The sequence below is a fragment of the Streptomyces sp. NPDC055103 genome (genome assembly GCF_053607625.1).
Window position 1 is genome coordinate 67,809 of the sequence record NZ_JBSGTX010000019.1, and the last position, 24,988, is coordinate 92,796.

Genomic DNA, 24,988 nt, shown 5'->3' on the forward strand with positions numbered 1-24,988 from the left:
GGATGATAATTCCGCCATCAACTCATCAAAGAGGCCACAAAGGTTCTCCGAAGCCCCCTCCGATACTTCTGTAGCTAAAAAAGCGCGACGCAGATATTGCAGGCCTTGCAAGAACTATGCCCTCACTCGTGAGCACTCTCACCGGACGGGGCAACGGTCTCGAATGGACACCAGCGGTCAGCAGCGATGGTTGCGGAGCAGTAGCGCGGTGAGGTGGAAGCCGGTTCCCACAGCCGCAACGACGAGGTAGGGCGCGAATACTGCCTTGAAATGATGGGCGAGGTTCACTGGGTAGGTCGCGTTCGTGAGATTTCCGAATTTCTCGAGAGTTTCCAGGTACTGTGAGGGCTGGATGCTCTGGCGCCAGTGATCGAGCAGTTCACGTGATCCCTGATGGGTGATGAGCGCGATGTCCTCTCCTCGGATGCCATGTCGGCCTATCAGTTGCGAGACCAGGCGGGGAAGGCCGTCGCGCATCAGTGTCTGATAGACCTCGACACCCATGTCGGGATCGAGCGAGTAGGTGGGCACTGGGACGCCTTGGGGGCTCATCGGGATTCCCGCCCATTCGTCGGCCTGCCGGATTCTTACGCCCATCGTCATGGATTCGTAGTAGGCGCCGGCCGTATGGGTGACGTGGTCGATGACCGAGAAGTCCCCTCCGGGGCCTACCACTGCCGCTCCGGCGCCGTCCGACGCCGCCTGTGCATGGCCTCGTCTGAAGTCGAGGTGTCTGGTCCAGTTCGAACCGGATACGACGAGAGCGTGACGACAGGACCCTGCGGTGATCGCTTCGTGAGCCTGGAGCAGGCCGAGCAGGAAGTTGCTGAATTCGCTGTTGATGGGGACCACAAGTGCGTCGGGGCGAAGCCCGAGCCGGTGATGGAGCAGGTACAGCGAATTGGGGGTCGAGTAGGTGGGAACCGAGGCGTAGCCATAGAGTCGGTCCACGTCGTGTGGAGTCAGTCCGGCGTTGGAGAGTGCTTGGCGGCAGGCTGCGCGCATGAGTGTCTCGATGTCCTCCCCCTCGCCCAGGAATCGACGTTCCCCAGCGCCAGTGAACAACTCGCTCTCCCGTTGTCCCGACCGGTTCGGTGTGGCGTCCACGTGCGCGTAGAGCGGGTCGTCCGTTCGGCGGCGCTTCTCGGGCAGACAGGCGGCACATGCCAGCACACCGGCCGGGGCGTTCACTGTGTGCCGCCGAGAGTCGCGGCACGACGGCTGAGGGACCACGGGATCTCGTGGGCGTCGACCGTGATGTCGATGAGCCAGGGGCCGGCCTCGGTGAAGGCCACCGACAGCGCCTCGTCAAGTTCCGGCAGCGTCGCGGCGGAGCGCGATTGCGCTCCGAGGCCGCGGGCGACCATGGCCGCGTCCAGTGGCCGCGCGTACATGGACCCGGTCACCGACCCGAAGATCAGCTCCTGGATGTTGGCGACCATGGCGTTGCCCCTGTTGTTGAGGACGAGCCAGACGATCGAGAGGCCGAGCTCCACGGCCGTGTGTATCTCCATACCCCCCATCGCGAAGGCGGCATCTCCCACGACGGCGACCACGGGCCGGGCGGGGAGCGCGAGTTTGGCGCCGATGGACGCGGGGATTGCGTACCCCATACACCCCATGTTGAGGGAGCAGAACAGGTCAGTGCCATGGGGTGTCTTGTAGTGCTCTCCGATCCAGCACAGCGTGTTGCCGTTGTCCAGGAAGAGCAGCACGTCTGACGGAAGGCGATGGGACAGCAGCTCCGCGACAGCCGAAGCTCGGAGGGGGCGCTGCTGCGGGACCGCGATCGGGCCCCTCGCTGCTGTGGTCGGCGTTCGCTGATGAGCGGTTTCCCGGGGGGGCAGGAGCTCCAGCAGGCCGGCCAGGGCGGGCCGGACATCGGCGACGATCGCGTGATCGACGCGGTAGTTCTTGCCGATCTGGAGTCTGTCGGCGTCGATCTGGCACACGGTGCGCCCCTGCGCCAGCGCTGGATCCCACCCGAAGGTGGAGACTTCTCCGAGGCTGCTGCCCACGACCAGAAGCAGGTCCACTCCGGCGGAGAGCACGGACTGGTGGGTGGCAGGGCTCCCTCCGTAGTTGCCGAACACCCCCAGGGAGAGAGGATGGTCTTCCGGGAAGACGCTCTTGCCCTTCATCGTGGTCGCCACAGGCGCGGCCAGCCGCTCGGCCAGTTTCACCAGCAGGGGACCGGATCCGGAGACCTTCGCGCCCTGTCCCGCGAGGATCACGGGAGCGCGGGCTGCCAGAAGGGCGCGGGCGGCGTCTGTCAGTGCTCGCGCGGACGGGTCCCCCCGGTGGTCCACCAGGAGATCGTGTCCGGGAAGAAGGGAGGGAGCGGGCGCCGCAGGGGTGTTCAGGACGTTGCCCGGGAGAACGAGCAGGACGGCGCCCGGCAGTGGGCTCATCGCGGTGCGGATGGCCCGTTCGAAGAGGACGGGTACTTGTGCGGGGTCGCTGACCTGGGCCGCGAGTTTCACGGCGGAGCGGAAGACGTCGACGGTGTCGATACTCCAGTTGCCGCCGCTGGAGTCCTGCAGTCCGCCGCGGCCGTACACTTCGGTCGACACCTGTCCGGCGAGGACGAGCACCGGCGCCCAGTCGGCCGTCGCGCTGGCGGCGGCGGTGAGCGCGTGGGTGGTGCCGGGCCCGGACGTCACGCAGGCCACACCCAGCCGGCCGGTCGCCTGCGCGTGTCCCTCGGCCATGAAGACGGCCCCCTCCTCGTGTTTCGCCAGCACGAAGGTGAGCTCGGGCCGCTCGTCGAGCGCCGCTAGGAGGGAGAGCAGGGGGCCGCCGGGGACTCCGAAGATCCGGTCCACGCCGGCGGCAGCTAGGAGGTCCAGGATGAGGTGCGCGGATGTTCGCTCGGGCATGAGTCCCCGCTCTCGGCACGGTTCGCCTTTCTTTGCGGGATTCCCTTTGCACAGGTCGCGGAATCATTGGATCGGCCCCTTGGTTTTCCGGCCCCGCGTCCTGCGGTACGCGCCGTCGGCCGACGTCCGTCCGAGGAAGGTCTCCAGACGAAGGTGACGGGCGGCCGCCGCGCTCTCCTTCGACCGGATCGGCCGACGGGCGTCGATCGGTGCCAGCGTGTGTGGCATGCGCATAAACCGCGAAGGAGTGGGAATCACCGAGGACGTGGCGAGGCCGGCGTTCGACGCGTACCAGATCCGCTGGTGATGATGGACGTGGCCCTGCGTCAGGCGACCAACACGCCTGTCGCCGGCGCAGAGAGGGAACTGAGGGCGCCTATGCGAATAGATGCAGCGTCCTTGCACTCCTAGACGCTCGGTGTGAGCCTTCTCTGTCGAGCCACGTGGTGTCAGGATGCTGAAGCATCCCGCTTCATGAGGTAAGGACTCGAATGCTCCGCCGCTCGTCAATGGTTGCCCTGTGATGTTCTTGCGGAGCCCACAAGATTCTTGCGGCCCACGCGGCGCCCGAACAGGCCTCCTCCGATATTCACTAGCCTCGGCGTTTCAGTTGGGGCTGGTGGGCGGCTGAGCGAGGTTGTTTGGGGCCGTGTCGGCTGGTGGGCAGGGTCAGGGCCCGACGCGGGGTCGGGTTCTCCGAGGTCCTTGAGTCGAGGGTGGCGGGGGCGGCGAGTCAGCTGGCGGGGCGGGGCAGTGAGGCCAGGCGGTGGAATGCTGTCGGCGTACACGTGAACGTCCCCACCCGCGTACGGATGAAAAGGGACAGTTGTTGATGCGTTGAGACCTGCTGCCCGGCACTCTGCTGCTTGGTCGGTGAGAGGCGGCGGAAGGCGGTCGACGATGGTCCTGGATCCGCATCGATGGTTGGAACTGCGGCGCTTCCGGAGTCTGTTGGAGTCCGGGGCGATCAGCCTGTCGGAGGTGGCCCGGGAGACCGGGCTGGACCGGAAGACGGTCCGCAAGTATCTGTCGGCACCAGGTCCGGCAACCCCGCCACGACGGTCGCCGAAGGGGCGGTCGAAGGCGAGGGTGATCGACGAGTTCGCGCCGCTGGTCGACTCGATGCTCCGGGCGGAGATCCTGATGAAGGCCGCGGTGATCCACGAGCGGCTGGCCGCGGAGTACGGGTTCACCGGCAATGACCAGCGCGTCAAGCTCTATGTGCAGGAAGCCCGGCCTCGGATCGCCGAGGAACTCGGCATCACGCCGAAGGAACTCGCCGGCATGCACCGCCGGTTCGAGGTGATCCCTGGCGCCCAGGCCCAGGTGGACTGGGGCGACGAGGGCAAGATCCTCGCCCACATGGGAATCCCGAAGGTCTATTCGTTCCACATGACGCTGTCGTACTCACGCGACCCGTTCTGCTGCTTCACCACCAGCCAGGACCTCCAGACGTTCTTCGACTGCCACCGCCGGGCCTTCGCCCACTTCGGAGGGGTGCCGATGACGATCGTCTACGACCGCACGAAGACCGTGGTCCGCCGCCATGTCGCTCCGGGCGAGGCGGTCCCGCTGCACCCGGAAGCGGTCGGGTTCGCCGGCCACTACGACTTCGACATCGACGTCCTGGCCGCCTACCGGCCCACCGGCAAGGGCCGCGTCGAGCGCCAGGTCCTCATCGTCCGTGACCACGTCCTGTCCGGCCGGTCCTTCTCCTCCGTCGAGGAGATGGACGCCGCCTTCCCTACCTGGGTGCCGCAGCGGCGAGCTCAGGCCCACAGGACTCACCAGCAGATCATCGGCGAGCGGGCGGCCCGCGACCACATGGCCCTCAAGCCGCTGCCGGAGACTCCCTATCTGGTGGCCGAGCGGCATCTGCGGCCAGTCGGCAAGGACTGCCTGGTCGCCTTCGGCGGCAACCTCTACTCGGTGCCCGCCCGCAGGATCCGACCGCGTCAGCTGGTGGAGATCCGGGCCACGAAATCACAGGTCATGCTGCATTCCACCGTCGCGAACTCCGCCGACGAGACGCTGCTGGCCACCCATCTGCGGGCGATCGGCCGCGGGGTCCGCGTCGTCGAAGAGACCCACTGGGACGGTCTGCCCACCGGCAAGGGACGCCGCACCACCACCGGTGATGTCCTGCCCCGGCCTCGCCATGAACGTCCTCGGGGCGAGGAGGCAGGGCCTTTGCAGGCCCTGCTGAACCGTGCTGCGGCCACCCATATTGGTCCAGACCGGAACCGTCACCAGTGGTGTAGGCGCCGGTTCTACCGCCACCGAAACCATCACCCTGGCAAGTCTGGCCCTCACCGCATGCTCCACACCCCAGGGCCTGACCTCGGCAAGCGGACCGATCGTGCTCGCTTTCGCCTGAGGGCTCGCAGAGAATCAAGGTGCTGCCTCCCTCGATTCGGATTGAACCGTTCCGGGTTCGGCAGAGATCTCAGATGTTGGTTGTGACCTGGGGTTTCGCGGGTGCTCGGTAGTGGTTGTTCTCGTATTCGACGGGGGGGGACGTGGCCTATCTCACCGTGAAGTCGTCGGTGGTTGTACCAGTCGACGTACTCGGCGGTGGCGAGCTCGACGTCGGACAGTGTCTTCCATGGCCGTCGGGGCTTGATCAGCTCGGTCTTGAACAGCCCGATCGTGCTCTCCATCAGGGCGTTGTCGTAGGCGTCGCCGACCGAGCCGATCGAGGCGGCGATGCCGGCCGCGTCCAGGTGCTCGGCGAGCCGGAAACTCGTGTAATGCGACCCGGCGTCCGAGTGATGGATCAACTCGCCTGGCTGTATGGGGTGTTGGTCGCGGTCGCGTTGCCGGATCGCTATCTCGGGGGCGTCCAGCACGAAGACTGTCTCCTTCACGGTGGCGGCGGACCAGCCGACGATCCGGCGGGAGAAGGTGTCCACGACGAAGGCGACGTAGACGACGCCCAGGTCTTGACGTGGGTGAAGTCGGCGACCCAGCAGCGGTTCGGGGCACCGGCGACGAAGTCACGGTCCACCAGGTCGGGTGCCCGCTCGGCCTGGCCGCCGGGCAGCGTGGTGATCACCCGTCTGCCTCGGACCGCTCCGGCGATGCCGAGTTCTCGCATCAGGCGTTCGACGGTGCAGCGGGCCACCGTGACGCCCTGGCGGTTCAGCTCCCGCCAGATCTTCCTCGCGCCGTAGACACGGTAGTTGGTGTCGTAGACGTGCCGGATCAGCTCCTTCAGCTCACCGTCCCGCACGGTCCTGGCGGACGGCGCGGCCTGGCGTTTGCGGTGGGCGTAATAGGTGGAGGGGGCGATCTTGCAGGCGTGCATCGTCAGCACACGGCAGATCGGCTCGACACCGCCGAAGCGGCCCTTGTGCTCGTCGATGAACGCTACGAGCGTGTGTGTGGCCGGTCGAGCTCGGCCGCGAAGAAGGACGCCGCGGCTTTGAGAATCTCGTTCGCCCGCTTGAGCTCGGCGTTCTCCTTCTTCAGCCGCTTCAGCTCGGCGGACTCCTCCGTCGTGATGCCCGGCCGGGTCCCGGCGTCGATCTGGTCCTGCCTCACCCACTTGCGCAGGGTCTCGGTGGTGCCGATGCCCAGTTTCTGGGCGACCGCTTTCATCGCGGCCCACTCGGTGTCGTAGTCGGGCTGCACCTCGGCGACCATCCGCACCGCACGACGGCGCAGCTGAAGCGGGTACTGGGAAGGACGTGCCATGACTCGATCCTCTCAAATGATCGAGTCCCTACCGAACCCGGAACGGTTCACACGGCGGTCCGATGATCGGCACTGCCTCGGGGTGCAGGCTGGGCATGCCAGATCGCTGCACGACCACCAGGCGAGGAAGCCACTGCCCCCGGCAACACACCTGATGACCCGTCAGTAAAGTCAGCAAAAGGTCAGCCTTCAGCTGACCAAACCTGCTTCCACACGAGCACACCATAGAAGCGCGCCGCGCTGGCTGCGCCACCGAGAGAAGGTGCGAAACCATCCCTCCCGGTGGCACGCCGAAAGTCGGAGGCACGGCCGAGCGGGCCTGCTGCGGACATCAACCGCGAGGAGAAAACCCCAGGTCAGCGCACCCTACCCCGGGCCTTGAGCGGGGTAGGCGGGACCTCCGGGGCATCGAGCCGGCCCCCGTCGTACCCCTTCACCTCGCCGAAGCGGTCGCTCGTCATCCACTCCTCGCGGGCCTTGCGGATCTCCTCGTCCGTGCGGCCCACGAAGTTCCACCACATGACGATCTCCTCCTCGAACGGCTCGCCGCCGAGGAGCATGAGACCCGCGTCCGACAGGGCGCGCAGGGGGAGCTCGGTGCGGCCACAGCCGAGGTACAGCATGGAGCCGGGCAGGACCGGGACGCCGTCGACGTGGGCCTCGCCGGACATGGACAGGACGGCGTACTCGAAGTCGGGGTCCAGGGGGAGCTTCGCCTCGGTGCCCGCCGCCAGCGTCAGATCGGCGCCGACGAGCGGCGAGTACGTGGCGCCGGGCGAGACGGCGCCGTCGAGGGCGCCGAGGATCACCGTGGCCGCGAGACCGGGGGCCGTGACCTGCGGCAGGTCGGCGTGGTGCTGGAAGTGGGGTTCCACATGACGGTGGGCGTCGGGGAGCGCGACCCAGAGCTGGGCGCCGTGGAGGAACCGGGCGTGCGGGCGGGGGCTCTCCTCGGAGTGGGAGATCGCCCGGCCCGAGGTCATCAGGCCGAGCTCGCGCGGGCGGATCGTCTGGAGGCTGCCGGTGGAGTCGCGGTGCAGGACCTCGCCCTCGTGGAGCCAGCTCACGGTCTGGAGACCCATGTGCGGGTGCGGCGGGACCTGCATGCCGGGCTCGTCGGCGATGTCGTCGGGGCCGTAGTGGTCGACGAACGCCCAGGCGCCGACCATCCTCCGGCCGAGGTTCGGGAGCAGTCGGCGGACCTCGGTCGACTCCCCGAGCTGGACGCGGCGCGGGCTGAGGAGTTCCCGTACGGGCTCGGCGACGACGAAGCCGCGGCCGCCGCACACCGTCAACGCGGCCTGACGATCAAGATTGCTCATGTCGCTCAACCTATCGTAGTGGAATGTTCAACCATCCAGGCTTGTTGACCTGGTCGACCGTCACACAGAGTGGCAGATTCGGGAAGCCGGAGAGGGAGAGCAAGTGAGCGACACGTACTACGAGTTCGGAACGGCCGGGGAACGCTGGGATCGCGCGCAGCTGTTCTTCGACGCGAAGGAGTACGGGACCGCCATCCGCATCCTGCGCGGCCTCGTCGCCGAGCACCCGGACCAGACGGCCCAGCGACTGCTCCTCGCCCGCGCCTACTACCACTCCGCGCAGCTCTCCCGGGCCGAGACCGAGCTGCGCGCCATCCTGGAGCGCGACCCCGTCGAGCACTACGCCCGGCTGATGCTCGGGCGTGCGCTGGAGCGCCAGGGGCGCGCGGACGAGGCTGCTCCGCATCTGCGGATGGCCGCCGCGATGACGGGCGAGACGCCTTCGTGACGACGTCCCCGACGACGTCCTTGGCGTCGTCCGTGGCGTCGTCCGTGGCGTCGTCCGTGGCGTCACCGTTGACGCCGTCCCCGACACCGCCCTTCACGCCGTCCTGATACCCCCGCACGGTATGGTCGGGCCAGGAGGTCCTGGTCTTGCGTGCACGTCGGGCGGAACGCGGAACTCGCGGTAGACGCCGTATGCGAGCAGGAGGTGCCCTGGCGCACCTTCTGCTCGTCGTCGTGCTCGCGCTCGGAGTGTTCCTCATGCACGCCGTCGGGCATCCCGAGGGCTCCGGTGGTACGACGGAATCGACCGCCGCCGCCCCTCACACGGCCGCGCTGACCGCCGGCGCGCACAGCGCCGACAGTGGCGGTTCCGACGCGCGTCACGACCCCGGCGCGGGGATGGACATGACCACGCTGTGCGTGGCGGTCCTCGGCGGCTGGCTCCTCGCCGGGCTCGTCCGGGCCGCCCTGGCCCGACACCCCGCCTGGCTCGCCGTCGTCCTCGCGCGGCTCGTCCCCGCTCTCGGGGCCCACGCGCCGCCGCGCCGGCCTCCCGACCTCGCCCAGCTGTCGATCCTGCGGATCTAGGCCGATACGCCATCGCGGGCGCCTCGCGCTGCCCGTGAACGCCTTCGACCTGCCCTTTCGACAGCACACGAGGTATCACTCCATGCGCGCCTTCACGCGTCACACCACCAAGAAGTTCGCCCTCGCCGGCGCCGTCACCGCCACCGGGCTCCTGCTCGCCGCGTGCGGGACGGACGACGGGATGAGCGGAATGGGCCACGGCGGAACGTCCCCCATCGCCTCCGCCCCCGCTTCCTCCTCGGCTTCCGTCCCCGATTCCGGGTCCGCCGAGGCCGCCGCCCCCGGCGCCTTCAACGACGCCGACGTCATGTTCGCCCAGATGATGATCCCCCACCACGAGCAGGCCCTGGAGATGGCGAAGCTCGCCGACGGCCGCGCCGAGGACGCCGGGGTCAGGAAGCTCGTCGCCGCGATCGAGCAGGCGCAGGACCCGGAGATCCAGAAGATGAAGACCTGGCTCAAGGGCTGGGGCAAGCCCGAGTCGGCAGGAGCCGGGCACGGTTCCGGGGGCCACGGCATGGCCGGGATGATGTCCGAGCAGGACATGAAGGACCTGGCGGCCGCCAAGGGCAAGGCCTTCGACCGGAAGTTCGCCGAGCTGATGATCGCCCACCACGACGGCGCCGTCGCCATGGCGAAGGACGAGCAGAAGAACGGCCGGAACGCCTCGGCCAAGAAGCTCGCCGACGACGTCGTCCGGACGCAGTCCACCGAGATCGCCGAACTGCGGAAGATCCTCGACCGGCTCTGACCCGGCCCGTACCCGCACCCTGCCGACACCAGCGGCCGGCCCCCTCACCGGGGCCGGCCGCGGCGTCCCCGTACCTTCCTCCCCTCCGGCGAAAGAACGATGACGAAGTACTTCCCCGGGCCCGCGGCGGCCGCCGCCGTCACCGCCCTCACGCTCGCCCTCACCCTGACCGCCTGCTCGCAGGAGCCTCCCGCGGACGGCTCGCCCGACGGCTCCCACGGCGCCACGCTCCGTCACATCCACGGCCTCGGCATGCGCGGCGACACGCTGTACGTCGCCACCCATGACGGCGTCCACACAGCCGACGCCACCGGCCGCCCGAGCCCGGTCGGCGACCGCCGGGACGACTTCATGGGCTTCACGGTCACCGCCGCCGGGACGTTCCTGGCGAGCGGGCACCCCGCCCCCGGCGCGGGCGGACCCGCCGACCTCGGTCTCGTCGAGTCGACGGACGCCGGACGCACGTGGCACGAGAAGTCCCTCGGCGGCGAGGTGGACTTCCACTCCCTCGACACCGCGCCCGACGCGACGGTCTACGGGTACGACAGCGCGAACGGCCGCCTGCGGGTCAGTCCCGACGGCGTCACCTGGGAGGACCGCGCCGCGCTGCGCGCCCTCGACATCGCCGTCTCCCCCGCGGTCCCGGACACCGTCCTCGCCACCACGGAGACCGGGGTGGCCCGCAGCGCGGACGGCGGCAGGACCTTCGCCCCCGGCAGGGGCCAGGTCCTGTCGTACGTCTCCTGGGGCGCTCCCGACGCCCTCTTCGGCGTCGATCCGAGCGGGGTGCTCTTCCGCGGTACGGAGACGGTGACGGCCGCGGGAGCAGGCCCCGCCCTCCGGTGGACCCGTGTCTCCGCCGTGCCGGGCGGGGCCCCGCAGGCGCTCACCGTCGTGGACGCCCGCCGGCTGCTCGTCGCCACCCAGGACGGGGTGTACGAGTCGCGGGACGGCGGACGGACCTTCGAGCGACGGGTCGCGGTGGCCTCGGGGAAGGAGGGTCACTGACCCGCGCGGGGGCTCACGCCGCGCGTCGCTCCACGACGACCTCGCCGCCCACCACCACCGTCTCCGCCACCGTGCCCGGGATCTCGTCGGGCGCGACGCGGAGGATGTCACGGGAGAGGACGACGAAGTCGGCGAGCTTGCCCACCGTCAGCGAACCCCGGTCGTTCTCCAGGAAGTTGGCGTAGGCGGAGCCCATCGTGTACCCCTCGACGGCGGCGGCGACGTCGATCGTCTCACCCGCCGTCCAGCTCTCCCCGCCGCCGAGCGGGCGGCGGGTGACGGCGGCGTGGATGCCCACCATGGGGTCCATCTCCGCGACGTTCCAGTCGCTGGAGAGCGCGAGGACCGCCCCGGCGGCCCGCAGGCTGCGCAGCGGCCAGGCCTTGTGCCAGCGGTCGGGGCCGATGTTCTCGGCCCAGTCCTGGCCGGGCCCCGCGATGTCGGGGGCGGCGTGCCGGGGCTGCATGCAGGCGACGACGCCGAGGGCGGCGAAGCGGGGGGTGTCGGCCGGGTCGAGGCACTCGACGTGGACGATCTGGTGGCGGGCGTCGCGCGGCCCGTTGACGGTGTGGGCGCGGGCGACGGCGTCGAGGACGGTGCGGATGCCCCGGTCGCCGGTGGCGTGGACGAAGCACTGGAAGCCGCGCGCGTCGAGGCGGGTGAGCAGCTCGGCGAACTCCTCGGGCGGGTAGAAGGTGTCGCCGCGGTGGTGGGCGCAGCCCGCGTACGGCTCCAGGAGGGCGGCCGTGCGGGGTTCGACGACGTCGTCGATGTACAGCTTGAGCGGGCCGACCCGGAGGCGGTCGTCCGCGAACTCCCTTGCCGCGTCCTCGAACGCGTCGAGGTCGGCTTCGGTCGTACCGCGGGGGTGGAAGAGCGCGGCGACGATCCGTGAGCGCAGCCGACCGTCCGCGCGGGCGCGCTGGAAGAGGGCGAGGTCGTCGAGGGAGTTCTGCGGCTCGACGACGGTGGTGATGCCGTAACCGATCGCGTCGTCCAGGCTCTTGGCGAGGCGGCCGTACTGCCGGTCGGGCGAGGCCCAGGGCACGCCGAGTTCGCGCAGGGCGCGGTGGCCGTCGCGCGAGAGGCCCTTGATCGCGAAGTCCTTGACGAAACCGGTGGGTTCGCCGGTGGAGGGGTCGGTGACGGCCCGGCCGAAGGGCAGGTCGGTGTGGTCGCGGTCGACGCCGAGCCGGCGGAGGGCGGCGGTGTTGAGCCAGGCGGTGTGCACGTCGTAGCTGAGGACGACGGCGGGGGTGTCGCCGGTGGCCGGGTCGAGGTCGGCGGCGGTGGGCATGCGTCCGCCGGGGACGGCGGAGTAGTCGAAGGCCTCGGCCTCGATCCACTCGGCGTCGGGGTGTGCCTCGTGCCAGGCGCGGACGCGCTCGTGGATGGCATCGAGGGTACGGGCGCCCGCGAGCTGGACGCAGGCGTCGTCCGAGCCGAGGCGGACGTGGTTGTGGGCGTCGACGAAGCCGGGCAGGACGAGCCTCCCTCCGGCGTCGAGGACCCGGGTGCCGGGCCCCGTCCAGGCGCCGGCGTCGCGGTCGGAGCCGATCCGGACGATGCGGCCGGCGCGGACGGCGAGGGCCTGCGCCTCGGGGAGCGCGGGGTCGACGGTGTGGATGCGGGCCCCGAGGAGGACGAGGTCGGCGTGGACGGGGGGTTCGGCGGTGGTGCTGTGCATGCGGGGTGGCTCCGTGACGTACGTACGGGTGTGGTGCGGGGCGGGACGACGGGGAGTCGCTGGTCAGGGCTGGGCGGGGGCGATCGTGCGGCGCGCGAGGAGCACGTACACGAGGGCGGAGACGACCGCGCCGAGGAGGGTGAGGTCCGCGCCGCCGAGCGGGGCCACCAGGGGGCCGGTCCACAGCGCGGAGTCGCAGGTGAGCGCGGAGAAGAGGAGGCCCGAGAGGAGTGCGGTCAGGCCTGCGGGGTGCCAACCCGCGCGGTACCAGTAGGCGCCGCCCTGGCGGGCGTGCAGCGCGGCGGAGTCGTAGGCGCAGCACCGGAGCACCATGTCGGCGAGGAAGACTCCGCCCCAGGGGGCGAAGACGATGATCAGGAGGGAGAGGAAGGAGAGGAGCGAGGTGGTGAAGTCGGTGAGGAAGAGGGCGCCGAGGGAGCCCGCCGCGGTCACGGCCGCGCTGATGACGATGGCCCGGGCGCGGCTCCACGGGATGCCGAGGACCTGGAGGTTCAGGCTCGACGAGTAGAGCGTGATGATCGAGTTGGTGACCGATCCGCCGAGGACGAGGGCGAGGAAGAGGGGCTGGAACCAGCCGGGGAGCAGGCTCTCGGTGCCCGCCACCGCGTCGGTCATGTCGACCTGTGTCGCGGCGGCCACTCCGGCGACGCCCAGGGCGACGGAGGACACGAAACCGCCGAGCGCGCCGCTGAGGGTGACGGCCTTGAGGGAGGTCGTGCGGGGCAGGTAGCGGGTGTAGTCGGCGGGCATCGGGAGGTACGAGAAGGGGCCTGCGAGCATGACGACGAAGGCGAGGCTCCAGCCGGAGAGGCCGGGCGCGACCGAGCCGGCCGAGGTGTCGGCGCCGGGCAGGACGAGGGCCAGGAGCACGGCGAAGCCGACGGCGAGGACGTAGGCCATCCAGCGTTCGGCGAACTGGACGGTGGCGTGGCCCCAGAGGGCGACGGCGAAGGTCAGCGCGAGGGTGACGCCGAGGGCGAGGGCCCGGGCGGCGTGTCCGCCGTGCCAGCCGAGGTCGGCGAAGAAGGCTTCGAGGGCGAGGGTGCCGACCACGGTGTTCACGACGGTGTAGCCGATGCTGACGATCCAGTTGAGCAGACCGGCGGGCCAGTTGCCGCGGACGCCGAAGGCGGCCCGGGAGATCACGAGGGTCGCGGTGCCGGTGCGCACCCCGCTGAGTCCGGCGGCGCCGATGGCGAGGAAGGACAGGCCGCCGAGTACGACGACGGCGGTGGCCTGCCAGAAGGAGAGCCCGAAGGCGACGGCGAGGGCGCCGTTGATGACGTAGGTGAACGTGAGGTTCGAGCCGAACCAGAGCCAGAAGACGTCCTTGGCGCTGCCGTGGCGTTCGGCGTCGGGGATGGGGTCGATTCCGTGCTCCTCGACCTGGAACACCTCGTCCCGGCCCGTGGTCACGGGCGCTGTCTCGTGTCCGAGCACACCGCACTCCTGTCTTGAATGCCGTTCTAAGTCTTAGAACGGCATTCAAGATGTGCGATGAGTTCAGGCCACGTCAAGACCCCTGGAGGTTGCGGTTAAGGTCGTTCTCGCAGACAGAGGGACACAGAACGGCAGATCGGGGACGGCGGCGGTGGCAGGGGCGGCACGACGGCGGGACGGACACGTCACCCAGGAGCGGATGCTGGAGGAGGCCATGGCGGCGATCGCCGAGGACGGCCTCGCCTCGCTCACCATGTCGGCGCTCGCGGAGCGGCTCGGCACGAGCGGCGGCCACATCCTGTACTACTTCGGCAGCAAGGACCTGCTGCTCCTCGCCGCTCTGCGGTGGAGCGAGGCCGCGCTCGCAGAGGAGCGCGGAGCGCTGCTGTCCCGGCGGATCACGGCCGAGCGCAAGCTCGACCTCTTCCTCCGGCTCTATCTGCCGCGCGGCCCCCGCGATCCGCGCTGGACGCTGTGGATCGAGCTCTGGGCCCGCACCCCCGGCAACGCCGCGCTGCGCGAGGCCCAGGACGCGCTCGACCAGGGCTGGCAGGAGGACCTGGAGGCCCTGCTCACGGCGGGGGTCGCCCGGCGGCGCTTCGCACCGCTCGACGCCACCGCCCGGGCCTCCGAACTCCTGGCCCTGCTCGACGGGTTGAGCACCCGGGTCGTCCTGGGCCAGGAGTCCGGCCGGGACGCGCGGCCGGCCCTGGAGGTCGCGCGCTCGGCGGCGCGGCTGCTGATCGCTCCGTATGTCGCCGACGCGCCTGCCGCGGAAGGAAAGTGACGGAGCCTCAGTCGTCGGAGGCTCAGTCACCGGAGGCTCAGTCGCCGGTCCTTCAGCCCCGGTAGGCCTCCAGGAGGCGCAGCCAGGCCTCGCTCAGGGTCGGGTACGACGGTACGGCGTGCCAGAGCCGGGCGATCGGGACCTCGCCGACGACGGCGACCGTCGCCGAGTGGAGGAGCTCGCCGATTCCGGGGCCGACGAAGGAGGCCCCGATGACGACCTCCCGGTCGAGGTCGACGACCATCCGGGCCTGTCCCCGGTAGCCCTGGGCGTAGAGTCCGGCCCCGGCGACCTGCCGCATGTCGACGTCGACGGCCCGGACCCGGCGGCCGGCCCGCTCGGCCTCGGCCAGGGTGAGGCCGACGGCGGCCGCCTCCGGGTCGCAGAACACGACCTGCGGGACGGCTGTGCGGTCGGCGGTGGCCGCGTGCGCGCCCCAACTCCCCTCGTCCAGGGGATCGGTGCCCTTCGCGCGGGCCGCGATGGCGGCGCCGGCGATCCGGGCCTGGTACTTGCCCTGATGGGTCAGGAGCGCACGGTGGTTGACGTCCCCGACCGCGTAGAGCCAGTCGCTGCCGGTGACCCGGAGGCTGTCGTCGACGTCGAGCCAGGAGCCCGGTCCGAGGCCGACCGTCTCCAGTCCGAGGTCGTCGGTGCGCGGGGCGCGGCCGGTCGCGAAGAGCACCTCGTCGCCCTCGACGTGGTCCCCGCCCTCCAGGACCACCGTCACCGGGCCGGCGCCGCCGTCGCGTACCACCGCGGTGACCGCGGCACCGGTGCGGACGTCCGCTCCGCGCGTCGCGAGGGCCGAGGCGACCCGCTCGCCGACGAACGGCTCCATCCGGGGCAGCAGGCCCCCGCCCCGTACGAGCATCGTGACCTTCGAGCCCAGGGCCTGCCAGGCGGTGGCCATCTCCACCCCGACCACTCCCCCGCCGACGACGATCAGCCGCGCGGGCACCCGGCCCGCGCTGGTCGCCTCACGGCTGGTCCAGGGCCTGGCCCCGGGCAGCCCGGCCAGCTCCGGAAGGACGGCGCGGCTGCCGGTGCAGACGGCGACCGCGTGCCGGGCGGTCAGGAGGTGCTCGTCGCCCTCCGGTCCGGCGACGGCGACCCGGCGGGGCCCGGCGAGACGGCCGTGGCCCCGGAAGACCCGTACACCGACCGAATCGAGCCAGTCGACCTGGCCGTCGTCCTTCCAGTGACCGACGACGCTGTCCCGGTGACCGAAGACCTCCAGGGCGTCGAGCGGACCGTAGACCGACTCGCGCAGGCCGGCGACCTTACGGGCGTCGGAGCGGGCGAGCGCGGGGCGCAGGAGCGCCTTGCTCGGCATGCACGCCCAGTACGAGCACTCGCCGCCGATCAGCTCGCTCTCGACGATCGCGGCGCTGAGCCCGGCCGCCCGCACCCGGTCGGCGACGTTCTCACCGACCGGTCCCGCACCGAGGACCACCACGTCGTACGTGCTCTCTTCCACCGTTCGCGTCATGGGTCACAGTCTGCTGGCAGGGGCACGGAATAGCGCGGCTCGATACGCCGTTGTGCCGGGCGAGTCCCCAGGGGACCGTGAGGACACCGCCAGGAGACCCCGAAAGGTAGGAAGCATGAGCACCGTAGAGCTCACCAAGGACAACTTCGACGAGATCGTGAGCGGGAACGGGTTCGTCCTGATCGACTTCTGGGCTTCGTGGTGCGGTCCCTGCCGTCAGTTCGGCCCCGTCTTCGAGGCCGCGTCCGAGCGGCACCAGGACCTGGTCTTCGCGAAGGTGGACACGGAGGCACAGCAGGAGCTCGCCGCCGCCTTCGAGATCCGCTCGATCCCGACGCTGATGATCGTCCGGGACAACGTCGCTGTGTTCGCGCAGCCGGGCGCCCTGCCGGAGGCCGCCCTCGAGGACGTCATCGGGCAGGCCCGCAAGCTGGACATGGACGAGGTCCGCAAGTCCGTCGAGGCCTCCCAGCAGCAGTGACCCGATGACGGTCGGCTCATGACGAGAGGGGTACGGGAGTGTCTCCCGTACCCCTCTCGCGTACGTGGTGGGGCTCAGCGCTCGCGTACGTGGTGGCATTCAGCGCTCGCGTACGTGGTGCGGCTCAGCGCTCGGCGTACGTGGGCTCAGCGCTCCAGGACCAGCGCGATGCCCTGGCCCACGCCGATGCACAGCGCCGCGAGGCCCGTACCCGAGCCCGCTGCGGCGAGCTGGTGCGCCACGGATCCGGCGAGCCGCGCGCCCGAGGCGCCCAGCGGGTGGCCGATGGCGATCGCGCCGCCGCGCGGGTTAACGATCTCCGGGTCGAGTTCCGGCCATTCCGCGAGGCAGCCGAGCGCCTGCGCCGCGAAGGCCTCGTTGAGCTCGAAGGTCGTCAGATCCGCGAAGGAGCGCCCCGACTTCTCCAGGGCCCGCCGGACGGCGGCCACCGGGCCGAGGCCGAAGAGCTGGGGCTCGATGCCGGTGACCGCCGACGTAACGATGCGGGCGAGCGGCTCGCGGCCCGTCTCGCGGAGCCCCTCCTCGTCCACGAGGAGCAGGGCCGCCGCGCCGTCGTTGAGCGGCGAGGAGTTGCCGGCCGTGACCGTGCCGCCCGTGGGACGGAAGGACGGCTTGAGCTTGGCGAGCGCCTCCAGGGACGTGGTGTCGCGGATGCACTCGTCACGGGCCAGGTCCACGCCCTCGTACGGGACGACCTCGTCGTCGTACAGCCCCTTCGCCCAGGCCTCGGCGGCCTTGCGGTGGCTGGCGAGCGCGAAGGCGTCCTGCCGGTCACGGGTGAGGCCGTGCTTGTCGGCGACGAGCTCCGCGCCCTCGCCGAGCGGGACCGTCCACTCGGCGGGCATGCGGGGGTTGGTCATGCGCCAGCCGAGGGTCGTCGAGTGGAGCTGCTGGTGGCCGGCGGGGAAGGCCCGCTCGGGCTTCTGCAGGACCCACGGGGCGCGGGACATGGACTCGACGCCGCCGGCGATCGCGACGGACGCGTCGCCGAGGGCGACGGCGCGGGCCGCCTGGATGACGGCCTCCATGCCGGAGCCGCAGAGGCGGTTGACGGTGACGCCGGGGACGGTGACCGGCAGTCCGGCGAGCAGGACGGCCATCCTGGCCACGTCGCGGTTGTCCTCGCCCGCGCCGTTGGCGTCGCCGAAGTAGACGTCGTCCACGCGCGCCGGGTCGAGCGCGGGTGTGCGGTCGACGAGGGACCTCACCACGTGGGCGGCGAGGTCGTCGGGGCGCACGCCGGAGAGCGCGCCCCCGAACTTCCCGATCGGTGTGCGGACGGCGTCGACGATGTAGACGTCGCGGATGCTCATCGGTTCTCTCCCACGTGACCTTCGGAACGACTCTGTTCGCCTGGTGCCTCGCCCGGTGAGGACACGATCGCCTCCGGGCGTGCGCCGCCGAGTCTGTGCCCGTCGCCGCGCGGTGTCAACGGTCCTCTTCAGGCCGGACGGGAGCGGCCCGCGGGGGAGAGTGCCTGGTCAGCCGCGCGGGGAGGGTACCCGGGTCAGCCGCGGGGAGGGTACCCGGGTCAGCCGCGGGCCGCCGGGCGGACGAGGGCCGTGAGTCCGTAGTCGAGTTCACGGCCGTCGACGAGCAGGGCCTCGACCGTCCGCGTCTCCGGGTCGACGTCGGCCACGATGCCGTGTCCCTCGTAGATCGGATAGCCGGAGGCGCCGTGCCGCCCGGTGGCCTCGACGACGGCCGAGCGGACGGCACTGTCCCCCACGGACGCGTCACCGCGGTCCTCGACGTGCTCGGGCACCAGCAGGATCTCGAAGCGCTTCGGAACTGTGCTCATGCACCGACGCTAAGCGCTCAGCTGGACTCCCGCCGGACGACCCGCGAGTCCAGCAGACGACGGGAACGCGGCGGGACGTCCTGGTCCCGCACGGCGCGGTCGACCAGCTCGGCGAGCTCCCGGCCCAGGACCATGTCGATGTGGACCGTGCTCAGCCGCGGCCGCAGCAGCCGGCCGAGGAGCAGATCGTCGGCGCCGACGACGGCGGTCTCCTCCGGGATCGAGACGCCCTCGTCCTGGAGCGCCCGCATCAGGAGCATCGCGTACTCGTCGTTGTAGGCGAACACGCCGTCGACGCCGAGCTCGCGCCACCGCCCGGCCAGCTCCTCCGCCGACGCCTCGTCGTACCGCAGCGGCAGGGGTACGACGGTGGCTCCGGTGCCCTCGGCCGCGCGCCGCGCGCCGTCGAGGCGGGGCTGCGAGAACATCCCGAGGCCCGGTTCCTCCGGGACGACGACGCCGATGCGGCGCCGGCCGGCCTCGATCAGGTGGGCGGTGGCGACCTCGCCGACCCGCCCCTGGTCCATGACGAGGGAGTGGGTGCCCGGGACCTGCTGCGTGCCGAGCGTGATCACGGCGCGCGCCCCGGAGCGCTTGAGGAGCTCGACCGCCTGCTCGGTGAGCTCGACCTCCCCGAGCGAGACCACGGCGACCGGCCGCAGCTCGGCCCAGGCGCGGGCCGCCTCGGCGGGCTTCATGCCGACGCTGCCGTACTGCACCACCGTGTAGTCGAGGCGGCGCAGCTCCCACTGGAGGTCGCTGAAGAACTGGCTGTACAGCGGTCCGACCGGGATGTGGGCGCTCGGCAGCAGCACCATCCGGCTGTGGCCCGCGCGCAGGCTGCGGGCCGCCGCGTGGGGTACGTACCCCAGCTCCTCGGCCGCCTCGCGCACTCTGCGACGCGTGGGCTCGCTGATGCGCACGGCCGAGGTGTTGTTCAGGACGTACGAGACGGTGGCCCGGGAGACGCCCGCGAGGCGCGCGACGTCGGCGCTGGTGGGGACCGCGCGCCCGGCGGGGCGTTCGGGGGACTGTTCGGTTGAGTGACTCATCGCTCCGGCATCTTTCCAGAACAATCCGGCACAGGGTCTGGCGGATGGCCTGATGTGAATGCTACACAGTGCTCACACGTGCCACTGACACGTGTAACTACTCTACTCATTCCGCTCTTCGCCCCCTCGTGGGGCGATCTCCCCCAGGAGGGCAACGTGGCCCTTTCCTCCCCCGGAACCGGCTCCGGCACCGCCGGCCCCGAGTCCGGTACGGCCGGCCCCGACTCCCCCGCGGCCAAGCGGCCGACGCGGGGCCTGCTGCCCCTGCTCCTCGCCGGCAACTCGGCGATGTACGCCCTGTACATCGGCGTCGGCGGCATGCTTCTCGCGCTCCAGGTCGAGTCCATCGACCCCGCGAACAAGGTGGCGAATTTCGGCCTCGTCGCCGGTATATCCGCGATCTTCGCCACCGTCTTCAACCCGGTCGCCGGCGCCCTGTCGGACCGCTCCGGACGGCGCAACCCCTGGATCCTCGGCGGCGGTCTGCTCGCCCTCCCGGTGATGCTGCTCCTCGGCAGCGTCGACACGATCCTGCTGGTCACGATCGCGTGGTGCCTCGGCCAGGCCGTCATGAACATCTACCAGGCGGCCATCACCTCCGTGGTGCCCGACCGCGTCCCGACCGCCGCGCGCGGCAAGGCCTCGGCGGCCGTCGGTCTCGGCCTGCCCATCGGCTCGACGATCGGCGCCCTCGTCGGCGCGGCCTTCTCCGACGACTACCGCACCGGCTACCTGGTCTTCGGCGCGATCGTCGCCGGCACGGCGGTGCTGTTCAGCGCCTGTGCCCGTGAGGAGCGCATGCCCGCGAAGGCTCCGCTGCCGGTCAAGCAGCAGATCGCGGCCTTCGGCAGCGCCCTCAAGGACCACGACTTCCGCTGGGCGTTCATCGGCCGGGCACTGCTGATCCTCGGCTACTTCGCGGTGGCCGGATTCCAGCTGTACATCCTCAAGGACCACACCGACCTGCCCGCCGGGCTGGCGCCCGAGGAGGCCGTGGCCGTCCTCATGCCGCTCAACGCGGTCGCCATGGTCGTCTCCACCGTGCTCGGCGGCTGGCTGTCCGACCGCTACGACCGCCGCAAGCTCTTCGTGGGCGCGTCGGCCGCCCTCGCCGCCGTCGCGCTGGTCATCCCGGCCGTCTCGACGAGCTGGACCGCGATGCTCGCCTTCTCGATCGTCAACGGCCTCGGCTTCGGCTGCTACATGGCCGTCGACACCGCCCTGGTGACCATGGTGCTGCCCAAGGCCGAGGACGCGGCCCGCGACATGGGCGTCCTCAACGTCGCCAACGCCGGCCCGCAGATCGTCGCCCCGTTCGTGGCCTCGCTCATCGTCTCGCTGAGTGGCGGATACACGGCCCTGTTCCTCATCGCGGCCGTACTGTCGGTGCTCGGCGCGCTCGCCGTGCGCCCCATCCGCAGCGTGCGCTGACCTGCCGGTCGGCGCCCGCCCGGGGGTGTCCGTCGGATCAGGGCCTGCCGATGCCCCTGATCCGCGGGACGCCCCCGTACGCGTCGTATCGTCGCGTCCGTCTCGTACGTCGAGTCCGTCTCGTACGTCGAGTCCGTCTCGTACGTCGTACCCGTCGTACCCGTCAGAGAGGCAGCACCGTGCGCCTGCACACCACCACGTGGGGATCCGGTGACCGGATCGCCCTGCTCGTCCACGGCATCATGGCCGACCACCGCACCTGGCGGCGGGTCGGACCGGCCCTCGCCGCGCGGGGCTACCGGGTGATCGCCGTGGACCTGCGAGGCCACGGGGCGAGTGCGCGGGCGGCCGGACCCGAGGCGTACCGGCCGGAGGACTACGCCGACGACCTCGTCGAGAGCCTCCCGGCCGGGGCCGAGCTGGCCGTCGGGCACTCGCTCGGCGGGCTCGCCCTGGTGCGGGCCGTGGAGCGTCTCGCGCCGGCCCGCGCGGTGTACTCGGACCCGGCCTGGCACCTGAGGCGGGGCCCCGACGGGTACGCCCCGGAGCTCTTCGTACGCGGCAAGTCCCTCTCCCGGGACCTCGTGAAGGGGTTCAACCCCCGCTGGTCGGACGAGGACCTCGACACCGAGATGGAGTCGGTACGTGTGTGGGACGAGCGATCGGCGTACGGCCTGGTCGACGTCACCGGTACGGACATGTGGCCGGTCCGGCCCGCCGTCCCCTCCCTCGTCACGCTCGCCGATCCGAGCCTGCTGATCACCGCCGACGACGCCCGGATGCTGGCGGGCCGCGGGTTCACCCTCCGTACCGTCGAGGGCGCCGGTCACACGATCCACCGGGACGACTTCGACGGGTTCATGTCCGCGCTGGACGGGTGGATCTGACGTACCGTTCACTCATGGACGAAGCGTCGATGGACCCCTCGATGGTGGGCCTGCTGGGCAGGGTGACCGGCACGGTCGGGCCCGGTCTCGTCGGCGAGGTGATCGTCCGGATCCGGGGCGGCGCCGAGCACTTCCTCGCCCACCCGGCCTCACCGAAGGAGCGGATCGAGACCGGCACGGTCGTGATGGTCATGGAACATCTCCCTCCACGTACCGTCTATGTCACAGCCGCGTACGGCAGTTGACCGAACCGTTGAGTGGCGCCCGGCACGGGCGCACACTCCCTTCACCGGGTCCGCTCGGCTCCGGTGAAGGGGGAACTGCCCATGGGCATCGGCATTCTGGCGGGCGTCGTCGGCGGCGCCTTCGTCCTGTTCGTCGTCGTCTTCAAGATGATGTGGCGCGTCGCGGAACCCAACGAGGCGCTGATCATCTCCGGTTCCCACCACAAGAACGAGGGCCTCGGCGCGGGGATGGGGTTCCGGATCGTCACCGGTCGCGGCACCCTGGTGCTGCCAGGCGTCCAGGCGGTGCGCAAGCTCTCGCTCGACCTCAACGAGACCCAGCTGTCCGTCGAGTGCGTCACCCACCAGGGCATCCCGCTCAAGGTCCGCGGTGTGGTGATCTTCAAGGTCGGTGACGACTTCGTCTCGATCGCCAACGCCGCCCGCCGCTTCCTCGACCAGCAGAAGCTCATGTCGGAGCGGGTGCACATCGTCTTCGCCGGTCATCTCCGCGCCATCGTCGGCGGGTTGACCGTGGAGGACATGATCCGCGACCGGGAGAAGCTGACCGGGCAGGCCCGTTCGGCCTGTGGCACGGAGATGGAGAAGCTCGGCCTGATCGTCGACTCGCTGCAGATCCACGAGATCGAGGATCCGACCGGGTACATCAAGAACCTGGCCGCCCCGCACGCCGCCGCCGTCCAGCGGGACGCCCGGATCGCCCAGGCGGAGGCGAACCGGCGGGCGACCGAGGCCGAGCAGCAGGCCGCGGCGCGCATGTCGGAGGCGACCCGCGACAGCGAGATCCTCCAGGCCGGCTACCAGGCCGAGCGGGACCAGGCCACGGCCAAGGCCCGGCAGGCCGGACCGCTGGCCGACGCGGCCTCACGCCAGGAGGTCGTGGTCCAGGAGACCCGGGTGGCCGAGCTGGAGGGTCACCGCAAGGAGCAGCAGCTCCAGGCGGAGGTCCGCAAGCCCGCCGACGCCATGGCGTACGAGACCCGGACGCGGGCCGCGGCCGAGCGTGACGCCCGGATCTCGGCGGCCGAGGCCGACGCGAAGGAGACGGAGCTCGCGAGCGCGGCCAAGGCGACGGCGACCCGGCTCACGGGTGAGGCGGAGGCGGCGGCTCAGCACGCGAAGGGGCTCGCGATCGCCGAGGCGGCCCGGGCGAAGGGTCTGGCGGAGGCCGAGTCGATCAAGGCCCGTGCGGCGGCGCTCGCCGAGAACCAGGAGGCCGTCGTCGCGCAGCAGCTGGCGGAGAAGTGGCCGGAGATCGTGTCGGCCGGTGCGTCCGCCTTCGGGAACGTCGACCAGATGGTGCTGCTGAACGGCGCCGACGGCATGGCGGACGTCTTCGCCAAGGCGCTGACCATGGGCGGGACCGGCCTCGGTCTGGCCCGGCAACTGCTCGCCACGATGAACCCGGGGGCGCCGGAGCGGCTGGGCGTGCCGCCGGCTCCCCGCTCGGAGGAGAGCGTGGAGATCACGGTCGGCGACGGGGAGTGACCGTCCGCGGTCGGTGAGCGTGCACGGTCGGTAAGCGTCCGCGGTCGGTGAGCGTGCACGGTCGGTAAGCGTCCGCGGTCGGTGAGCGTGCACGGTCGGTGAGCGTCCGCGGTCGGTGGGCGCGGGGCCCGGTGCCCTGACGGCACCGGGCCCCTGCGTGCGATCCCCTGGCCTGATGTCGGCCTGGCCTCAGTTGTGGCCGAACTTCCGTCCCTTGCGGTGGGACGCGTGCTCCACGACGGGCATCTGCGGCTCTCTCGTCGGGGCCGCGGTCTCCTTGGCTGCCGCCTCGGTGCGGTGCTCATGGCCGCCGGTACGGGCGCCTCGGTTGGTCCGGGTCTGTTTCTTGCCCACGATCGTGCCTCCCATGAAGGGTCTCGGACTGTGGTCCGTATCCCCTCAGCCTTGCACGGAGGCACGAAAGCCGCATATCAGACGGTGTGCACGTCAGACGGGTCCGCCGAGGACCCGGGCGAAGGCGGCGAGCGTCGGTGCGCCGTGGGCGCGGTCCAGGACGCCGAAGACGATCTCCTCGAAGTGGCCGGCGAACCGCCCGTCGCCCGTGAGCAGGGCCTTGAAGGCGCCGGCGACCTCCGCCGGGTCGTTCTGGAACACCCCGCAGCCCCAGGCCCCGAGCACGAGCCGCCGGTAGCCGGCGGCCGCCGCCGTCTCCAGGACCCGCTCGGCGCGCGACGCCAGGGCGGCGGGGAGCCGTGCCGCCCGTTCGGGCGTACGGCGGCGGACGACGCCCGCGTTGGGCGCGGGCGAGGTGAGGAAGCCGACCGTGAACGGCTCGGCGAGCAGCACGGCGCGTTCGTCGCGGAAGACCGGGACCCGGGGCGAGTGGATGACCCGGTCGGTGTAGAAGGCGTCCCTTTCCGCGCGGTGGTGGGCGTAGTAGTCGGGGGCGCGCAGCAGGGTGGCGTGGAGGGCGGAGGCCCGGCAGAGCGCCTCCTCCTGGGCCTGGGCGCCGTTGAGGTAGCCGCCGCCGGGGTTGCGGGCGGAGGCGAAGTTCAGGACGGCGACCGGGCGGGCGGGGTCGGCCGTGACCATCCGGCGCGCGGCGGCCAGGCTGCTCTCCCCGGTGACGTCCAGGGTGGCCGTGCGGTCGGTGTCGGGGGTGACGGGGACGGGTTCGGGGCCGTGGAGGCGCGTTCCGGCCAGCGCCGCGGCCAGGTCCTCCGCGAGGGAGACTTTCCGGCCGTCCGGGGCTCGGTACTCGCCCGATGCCACGATCTCCTCGGTCCGCCGCGCGATCTCGCGCAGTCGTGCACTCATGCCGCCAGCATGATCGTTTCCCCTTGACCGGGGCAACGCGTTTTCCGAGGTTTCCGCAGGGGCGGGGAGTTTTGGACGAGCAGGGGCACAGGGGGCGCGTGCGGCCCGTGCGGGGCGCTCTTGCACGCGCGTCGACGGTGGCTTTAGGTGGAAGCAGCGACTTCCGGGACCGGCCCCACAGGGCCC

The 24,988-nt window shown here is 71.1% G+C and carries 22 protein-coding genes and 1 pseudogene; 11 read left to right on the plus strand and 12 right to left on the minus strand.

All coding sequences use genetic code 11. The features are described from left to right. Window positions 1–177 precede the first annotated feature (177 nt). Window positions 178–1,191 (minus strand): 3-oxoacyl-ACP synthase III family protein, encoded by a 1,014-nt coding sequence (locus ACWFR1_RS14850; RefSeq protein ID WP_453550730.1) that lies wholly within the window; start codon window positions 1,189–1,191, stop codon window positions 178–180. Next, window positions 1,188–2,879: a thiamine pyrophosphate-binding protein gene (locus ACWFR1_RS14855; protein ID WP_453550732.1), complete on the minus strand. Its 1,692-nt coding sequence runs from the start codon at window positions 2,877–2,879 to the stop codon at window positions 1,188–1,190. Before ACWFR1_RS14855 ends, ACWFR1_RS14850 begins: the two co-directional genes overlap by 4 nt. 900 nt (window positions 2,880–3,779) lie before the next feature. Between ACWFR1_RS14855 and istA the strand changes: the two genes are divergently transcribed. After that, window positions 3,780–5,342, plus strand: coding sequence for an IS21 family transposase (gene istA / locus ACWFR1_RS14860; protein WP_453550734.1), 1,563 nt, complete (start codon window positions 3,780–3,782; stop codon window positions 5,340–5,342). Between the two features lie 47 nt (window positions 5,343–5,389). Here istA and ACWFR1_RS14865 read toward each other — a convergent pair. Both ACWFR1_RS14865 and ACWFR1_RS14870 read right to left on the minus strand, forming a co-directional pair. Beyond that, window positions 5,390–6,575 (minus strand): annotated as a pseudogene (locus ACWFR1_RS14865) (IS3 family transposase); the annotation flags it as partial. Between the two features lie 356 nt (window positions 6,576–6,931). Beyond that, window positions 6,932–7,897 carry a pirin family protein gene (locus ACWFR1_RS14870; protein WP_453550736.1) on the minus strand — a complete coding sequence of 322 codons (966 nt, stop codon included), beginning with the start codon at window positions 7,895–7,897 and terminating at the stop codon, window positions 6,932–6,934. Between the two features lie 103 nt (window positions 7,898–8,000). On the opposite strand from ACWFR1_RS14870, the gene ACWFR1_RS14875 reads away from it, so the two are divergent. The 4 genes from ACWFR1_RS14875 (at window position 8,001) to ACWFR1_RS14890 (ending at window position 10,691) form a co-directional block, all read left to right on the plus strand. After that, complete coding sequence (locus ACWFR1_RS14875; protein WP_453550738.1) at window positions 8,001–8,345, plus strand: tetratricopeptide repeat protein; 345 nt, start codon at window positions 8,001–8,003, stop codon at window positions 8,343–8,345. A gap of 191 nt (window positions 8,346–8,536) precedes the next feature. After that, on the plus strand, window positions 8,537–8,932 hold the full coding sequence (locus ACWFR1_RS14880; protein WP_453550741.1) for a DUF6153 family protein: 396 nt from the start codon (window positions 8,537–8,539) through the stop codon (window positions 8,930–8,932). A gap of 82 nt (window positions 8,933–9,014) precedes the next feature. Next, a complete protein-coding gene (locus tag ACWFR1_RS14885) occupies window positions 9,015–9,683 on the plus strand; it encodes a DUF305 domain-containing protein (RefSeq protein WP_453550743.1) in 669 nt (222 codons plus the stop codon). Window positions 9,684–9,782: 99 nt separating this feature from the next. Continuing rightward, window positions 9,783–10,691, plus strand: a complete 909-nt coding sequence (locus ACWFR1_RS14890; protein WP_453550745.1) for a F510_1955 family glycosylhydrolase — start codon at window positions 9,783–9,785, stop codon at window positions 10,689–10,691. Between the two features lie 13 nt (window positions 10,692–10,704). Here the strand turns inward: ACWFR1_RS14890 and ACWFR1_RS14895 are convergent, their stop codons facing one another. Together ACWFR1_RS14895 and ACWFR1_RS14900 are read right to left on the minus strand one after the other, a co-directional pair. Further along, window positions 10,705–12,378, minus strand: coding sequence for an amidohydrolase (locus tag ACWFR1_RS14895; RefSeq protein WP_453550748.1), 1,674 nt, complete (start codon window positions 12,376–12,378; stop codon window positions 10,705–10,707). A gap of 63 nt (window positions 12,379–12,441) precedes the next feature. Beyond that, window positions 12,442–13,839, minus strand: coding sequence for a purine-cytosine permease family protein (locus ACWFR1_RS14900; protein WP_453550750.1), 1,398 nt, complete (start codon window positions 13,837–13,839; stop codon window positions 12,442–12,444). Between the two features lie 151 nt (window positions 13,840–13,990). Between ACWFR1_RS14900 and ACWFR1_RS14905 the strand changes: the two genes are divergently transcribed. After that, window positions 13,991–14,626: a TetR/AcrR family transcriptional regulator gene (locus ACWFR1_RS14905; RefSeq protein WP_453550753.1), complete on the plus strand. Its 636-nt coding sequence runs from the start codon at window positions 13,991–13,993 to the stop codon at window positions 14,624–14,626. 52 nt (window positions 14,627–14,678) lie between these two features. Here ACWFR1_RS14905 and ACWFR1_RS14910 read toward each other — a convergent pair whose 3' ends face one another. After that, entirely contained in the window at window positions 14,679–16,118 is a 1,440-nt protein-coding gene (locus tag ACWFR1_RS14910) for a dihydrolipoyl dehydrogenase family protein (RefSeq protein ID WP_453550756.1), read from the minus strand. A 115-nt stretch (window positions 16,119–16,233) separates the two neighbouring features. Between ACWFR1_RS14910 and trxA the strand changes: the two genes are divergently transcribed. Next, window positions 16,234–16,599: a thioredoxin gene (trxA, locus tag ACWFR1_RS14915; protein WP_453550758.1), complete on the plus strand. Its 366-nt coding sequence runs from the start codon at window positions 16,234–16,236 to the stop codon at window positions 16,597–16,599. Window positions 16,600–16,745: 146 nt separating this feature from the next. Here trxA and ACWFR1_RS14920 read toward each other — a convergent pair whose 3' ends face one another. The 3 genes from ACWFR1_RS14920 to ACWFR1_RS14930 form a co-directional block, all read right to left on the minus strand. Further along, entirely contained in the window at window positions 16,746–17,933 is a 1,188-nt protein-coding gene (locus ACWFR1_RS14920) for a thiolase family protein (RefSeq protein ID WP_453550761.1), read from the minus strand. Between the two features lie 218 nt (window positions 17,934–18,151). Next, window positions 18,152–18,421, minus strand: a complete 270-nt coding sequence (locus tag ACWFR1_RS14925; RefSeq protein ID WP_453550763.1) for a hypothetical protein — start codon at window positions 18,419–18,421, stop codon at window positions 18,152–18,154. A gap of 17 nt (window positions 18,422–18,438) precedes the next feature. Next, window positions 18,439–19,473, minus strand: coding sequence for a LacI family DNA-binding transcriptional regulator (locus tag ACWFR1_RS14930; protein WP_453550765.1), 1,035 nt, complete (start codon window positions 19,471–19,473; stop codon window positions 18,439–18,441). Between the two features lie 156 nt (window positions 19,474–19,629). On the opposite strand from ACWFR1_RS14930, the gene ACWFR1_RS14935 reads away from it, so the two are divergent. The 4 genes from ACWFR1_RS14935 to ACWFR1_RS14950 all read left to right on the plus strand — a co-directional run bounded on the left by ACWFR1_RS14935 (window position 19,630) and on the right by ACWFR1_RS14950 (window position 23,524). Continuing rightward, window positions 19,630–20,904 carry an MFS transporter gene (locus ACWFR1_RS14935; RefSeq protein WP_453550767.1) on the plus strand — a complete coding sequence of 425 codons (1,275 nt, stop codon included), beginning with the start codon at window positions 19,630–19,632 and terminating at the stop codon, window positions 20,902–20,904. Window positions 20,905–21,083: 179 nt separating this feature from the next. Continuing rightward, the gene (locus tag ACWFR1_RS14940) at window positions 21,084–21,791 is read left to right on the plus strand and encodes an alpha/beta fold hydrolase (RefSeq protein ID WP_453550769.1); all 708 of its coding nucleotides are present in this window, start codon (window positions 21,084–21,086) and stop codon (window positions 21,789–21,791) included. Between the two features lie 14 nt (window positions 21,792–21,805). Next, window positions 21,806–22,036: a hypothetical protein gene (locus ACWFR1_RS14945; RefSeq protein WP_453550772.1), complete on the plus strand. Its 231-nt coding sequence runs from the start codon at window positions 21,806–21,808 to the stop codon at window positions 22,034–22,036. Window positions 22,037–22,117: 81 nt separating this feature from the next. Further along, window positions 22,118–23,524: a flotillin family protein gene (locus ACWFR1_RS14950; RefSeq protein WP_453550775.1), complete on the plus strand. Its 1,407-nt coding sequence runs from the start codon at window positions 22,118–22,120 to the stop codon at window positions 23,522–23,524. Window positions 23,525–23,713: 189 nt separating this feature from the next. Here ACWFR1_RS14950 and ACWFR1_RS14955 read toward each other — a convergent pair whose 3' ends face one another. Then, on the minus strand, window positions 23,714–23,878 hold the full coding sequence (locus ACWFR1_RS14955; protein WP_453550778.1) for a hypothetical protein: 165 nt from the start codon (window positions 23,876–23,878) through the stop codon (window positions 23,714–23,716). 93 nt (window positions 23,879–23,971) lie between these two features. Continuing rightward, complete coding sequence (locus ACWFR1_RS14960) at window positions 23,972–24,802, minus strand: TIGR02452 family protein (RefSeq protein WP_453550781.1); 831 nt, start codon at window positions 24,800–24,802, stop codon at window positions 23,972–23,974. Window positions 24,803–24,988 lie beyond the last annotated feature (186 nt).

Excerpts from the sequence above, each read along its gene's own strand:
- ACWFR1_RS14855 (WP_453550732.1), bottom strand. The coding sequence starts at position 2,879 with ATGCCCGAGCGAACATCCGCGCACCTCATCCTGGACCTCCTAGCTGCC.
- istA (WP_453550734.1), top strand. The coding sequence starts at position 3,780 with ATGGTCCTGGATCCGCATCGATGGTTGGAACTGCGGCGCTTCCGGAGT.
- ACWFR1_RS14870 (WP_453550736.1), bottom strand. The coding sequence starts at position 7,897 with ATGAGCAATCTTGATCGTCAGGCCGCGTTGACGGTGTGCGGCGGCCGC.
- ACWFR1_RS14880 (WP_453550741.1), top strand. The coding sequence starts at position 8,537 with ATGCGAGCAGGAGGTGCCCTGGCGCACCTTCTGCTCGTCGTCGTGCTC.
- ACWFR1_RS14885 (WP_453550743.1), top strand. The coding sequence starts at position 9,015 with ATGCGCGCCTTCACGCGTCACACCACCAAGAAGTTCGCCCTCGCCGGC.
- ACWFR1_RS14890 (WP_453550745.1), top strand. The coding sequence starts at position 9,783 with ATGACGAAGTACTTCCCCGGGCCCGCGGCGGCCGCCGCCGTCACCGCC.
- ACWFR1_RS14895 (WP_453550748.1), bottom strand. The coding sequence starts at position 12,378 with ATGCACAGCACCACCGCCGAACCCCCCGTCCACGCCGACCTCGTCCTC.
- ACWFR1_RS14910 (WP_453550756.1), bottom strand. The coding sequence starts at position 16,118 with ATGACGCGAACGGTGGAAGAGAGCACGTACGACGTGGTGGTCCTCGGT.
- trxA (WP_453550758.1), top strand. The coding sequence starts at position 16,234 with ATGAGCACCGTAGAGCTCACCAAGGACAACTTCGACGAGATCGTGAGC.
- ACWFR1_RS14920 (WP_453550761.1), bottom strand. The coding sequence starts at position 17,933 with ATGAGCATCCGCGACGTCTACATCGTCGACGCCGTCCGCACACCGATC.
- ACWFR1_RS14925 (WP_453550763.1), bottom strand. The coding sequence starts at position 18,421 with ATGAGCACAGTTCCGAAGCGCTTCGAGATCCTGCTGGTGCCCGAGCAC.
- ACWFR1_RS14930 (WP_453550765.1), bottom strand. The coding sequence starts at position 19,473 with ATGAGTCACTCAACCGAACAGTCCCCCGAACGCCCCGCCGGGCGCGCG.
- ACWFR1_RS14945 (WP_453550772.1), top strand. The coding sequence starts at position 21,806 with ATGGACGAAGCGTCGATGGACCCCTCGATGGTGGGCCTGCTGGGCAGG.
- ACWFR1_RS14950 (WP_453550775.1), top strand. The coding sequence starts at position 22,118 with ATGGGCATCGGCATTCTGGCGGGCGTCGTCGGCGGCGCCTTCGTCCTG.
- ACWFR1_RS14960 (WP_453550781.1), bottom strand. The coding sequence starts at position 24,802 with ATGAGTGCACGACTGCGCGAGATCGCGCGGCGGACCGAGGAGATCGTG.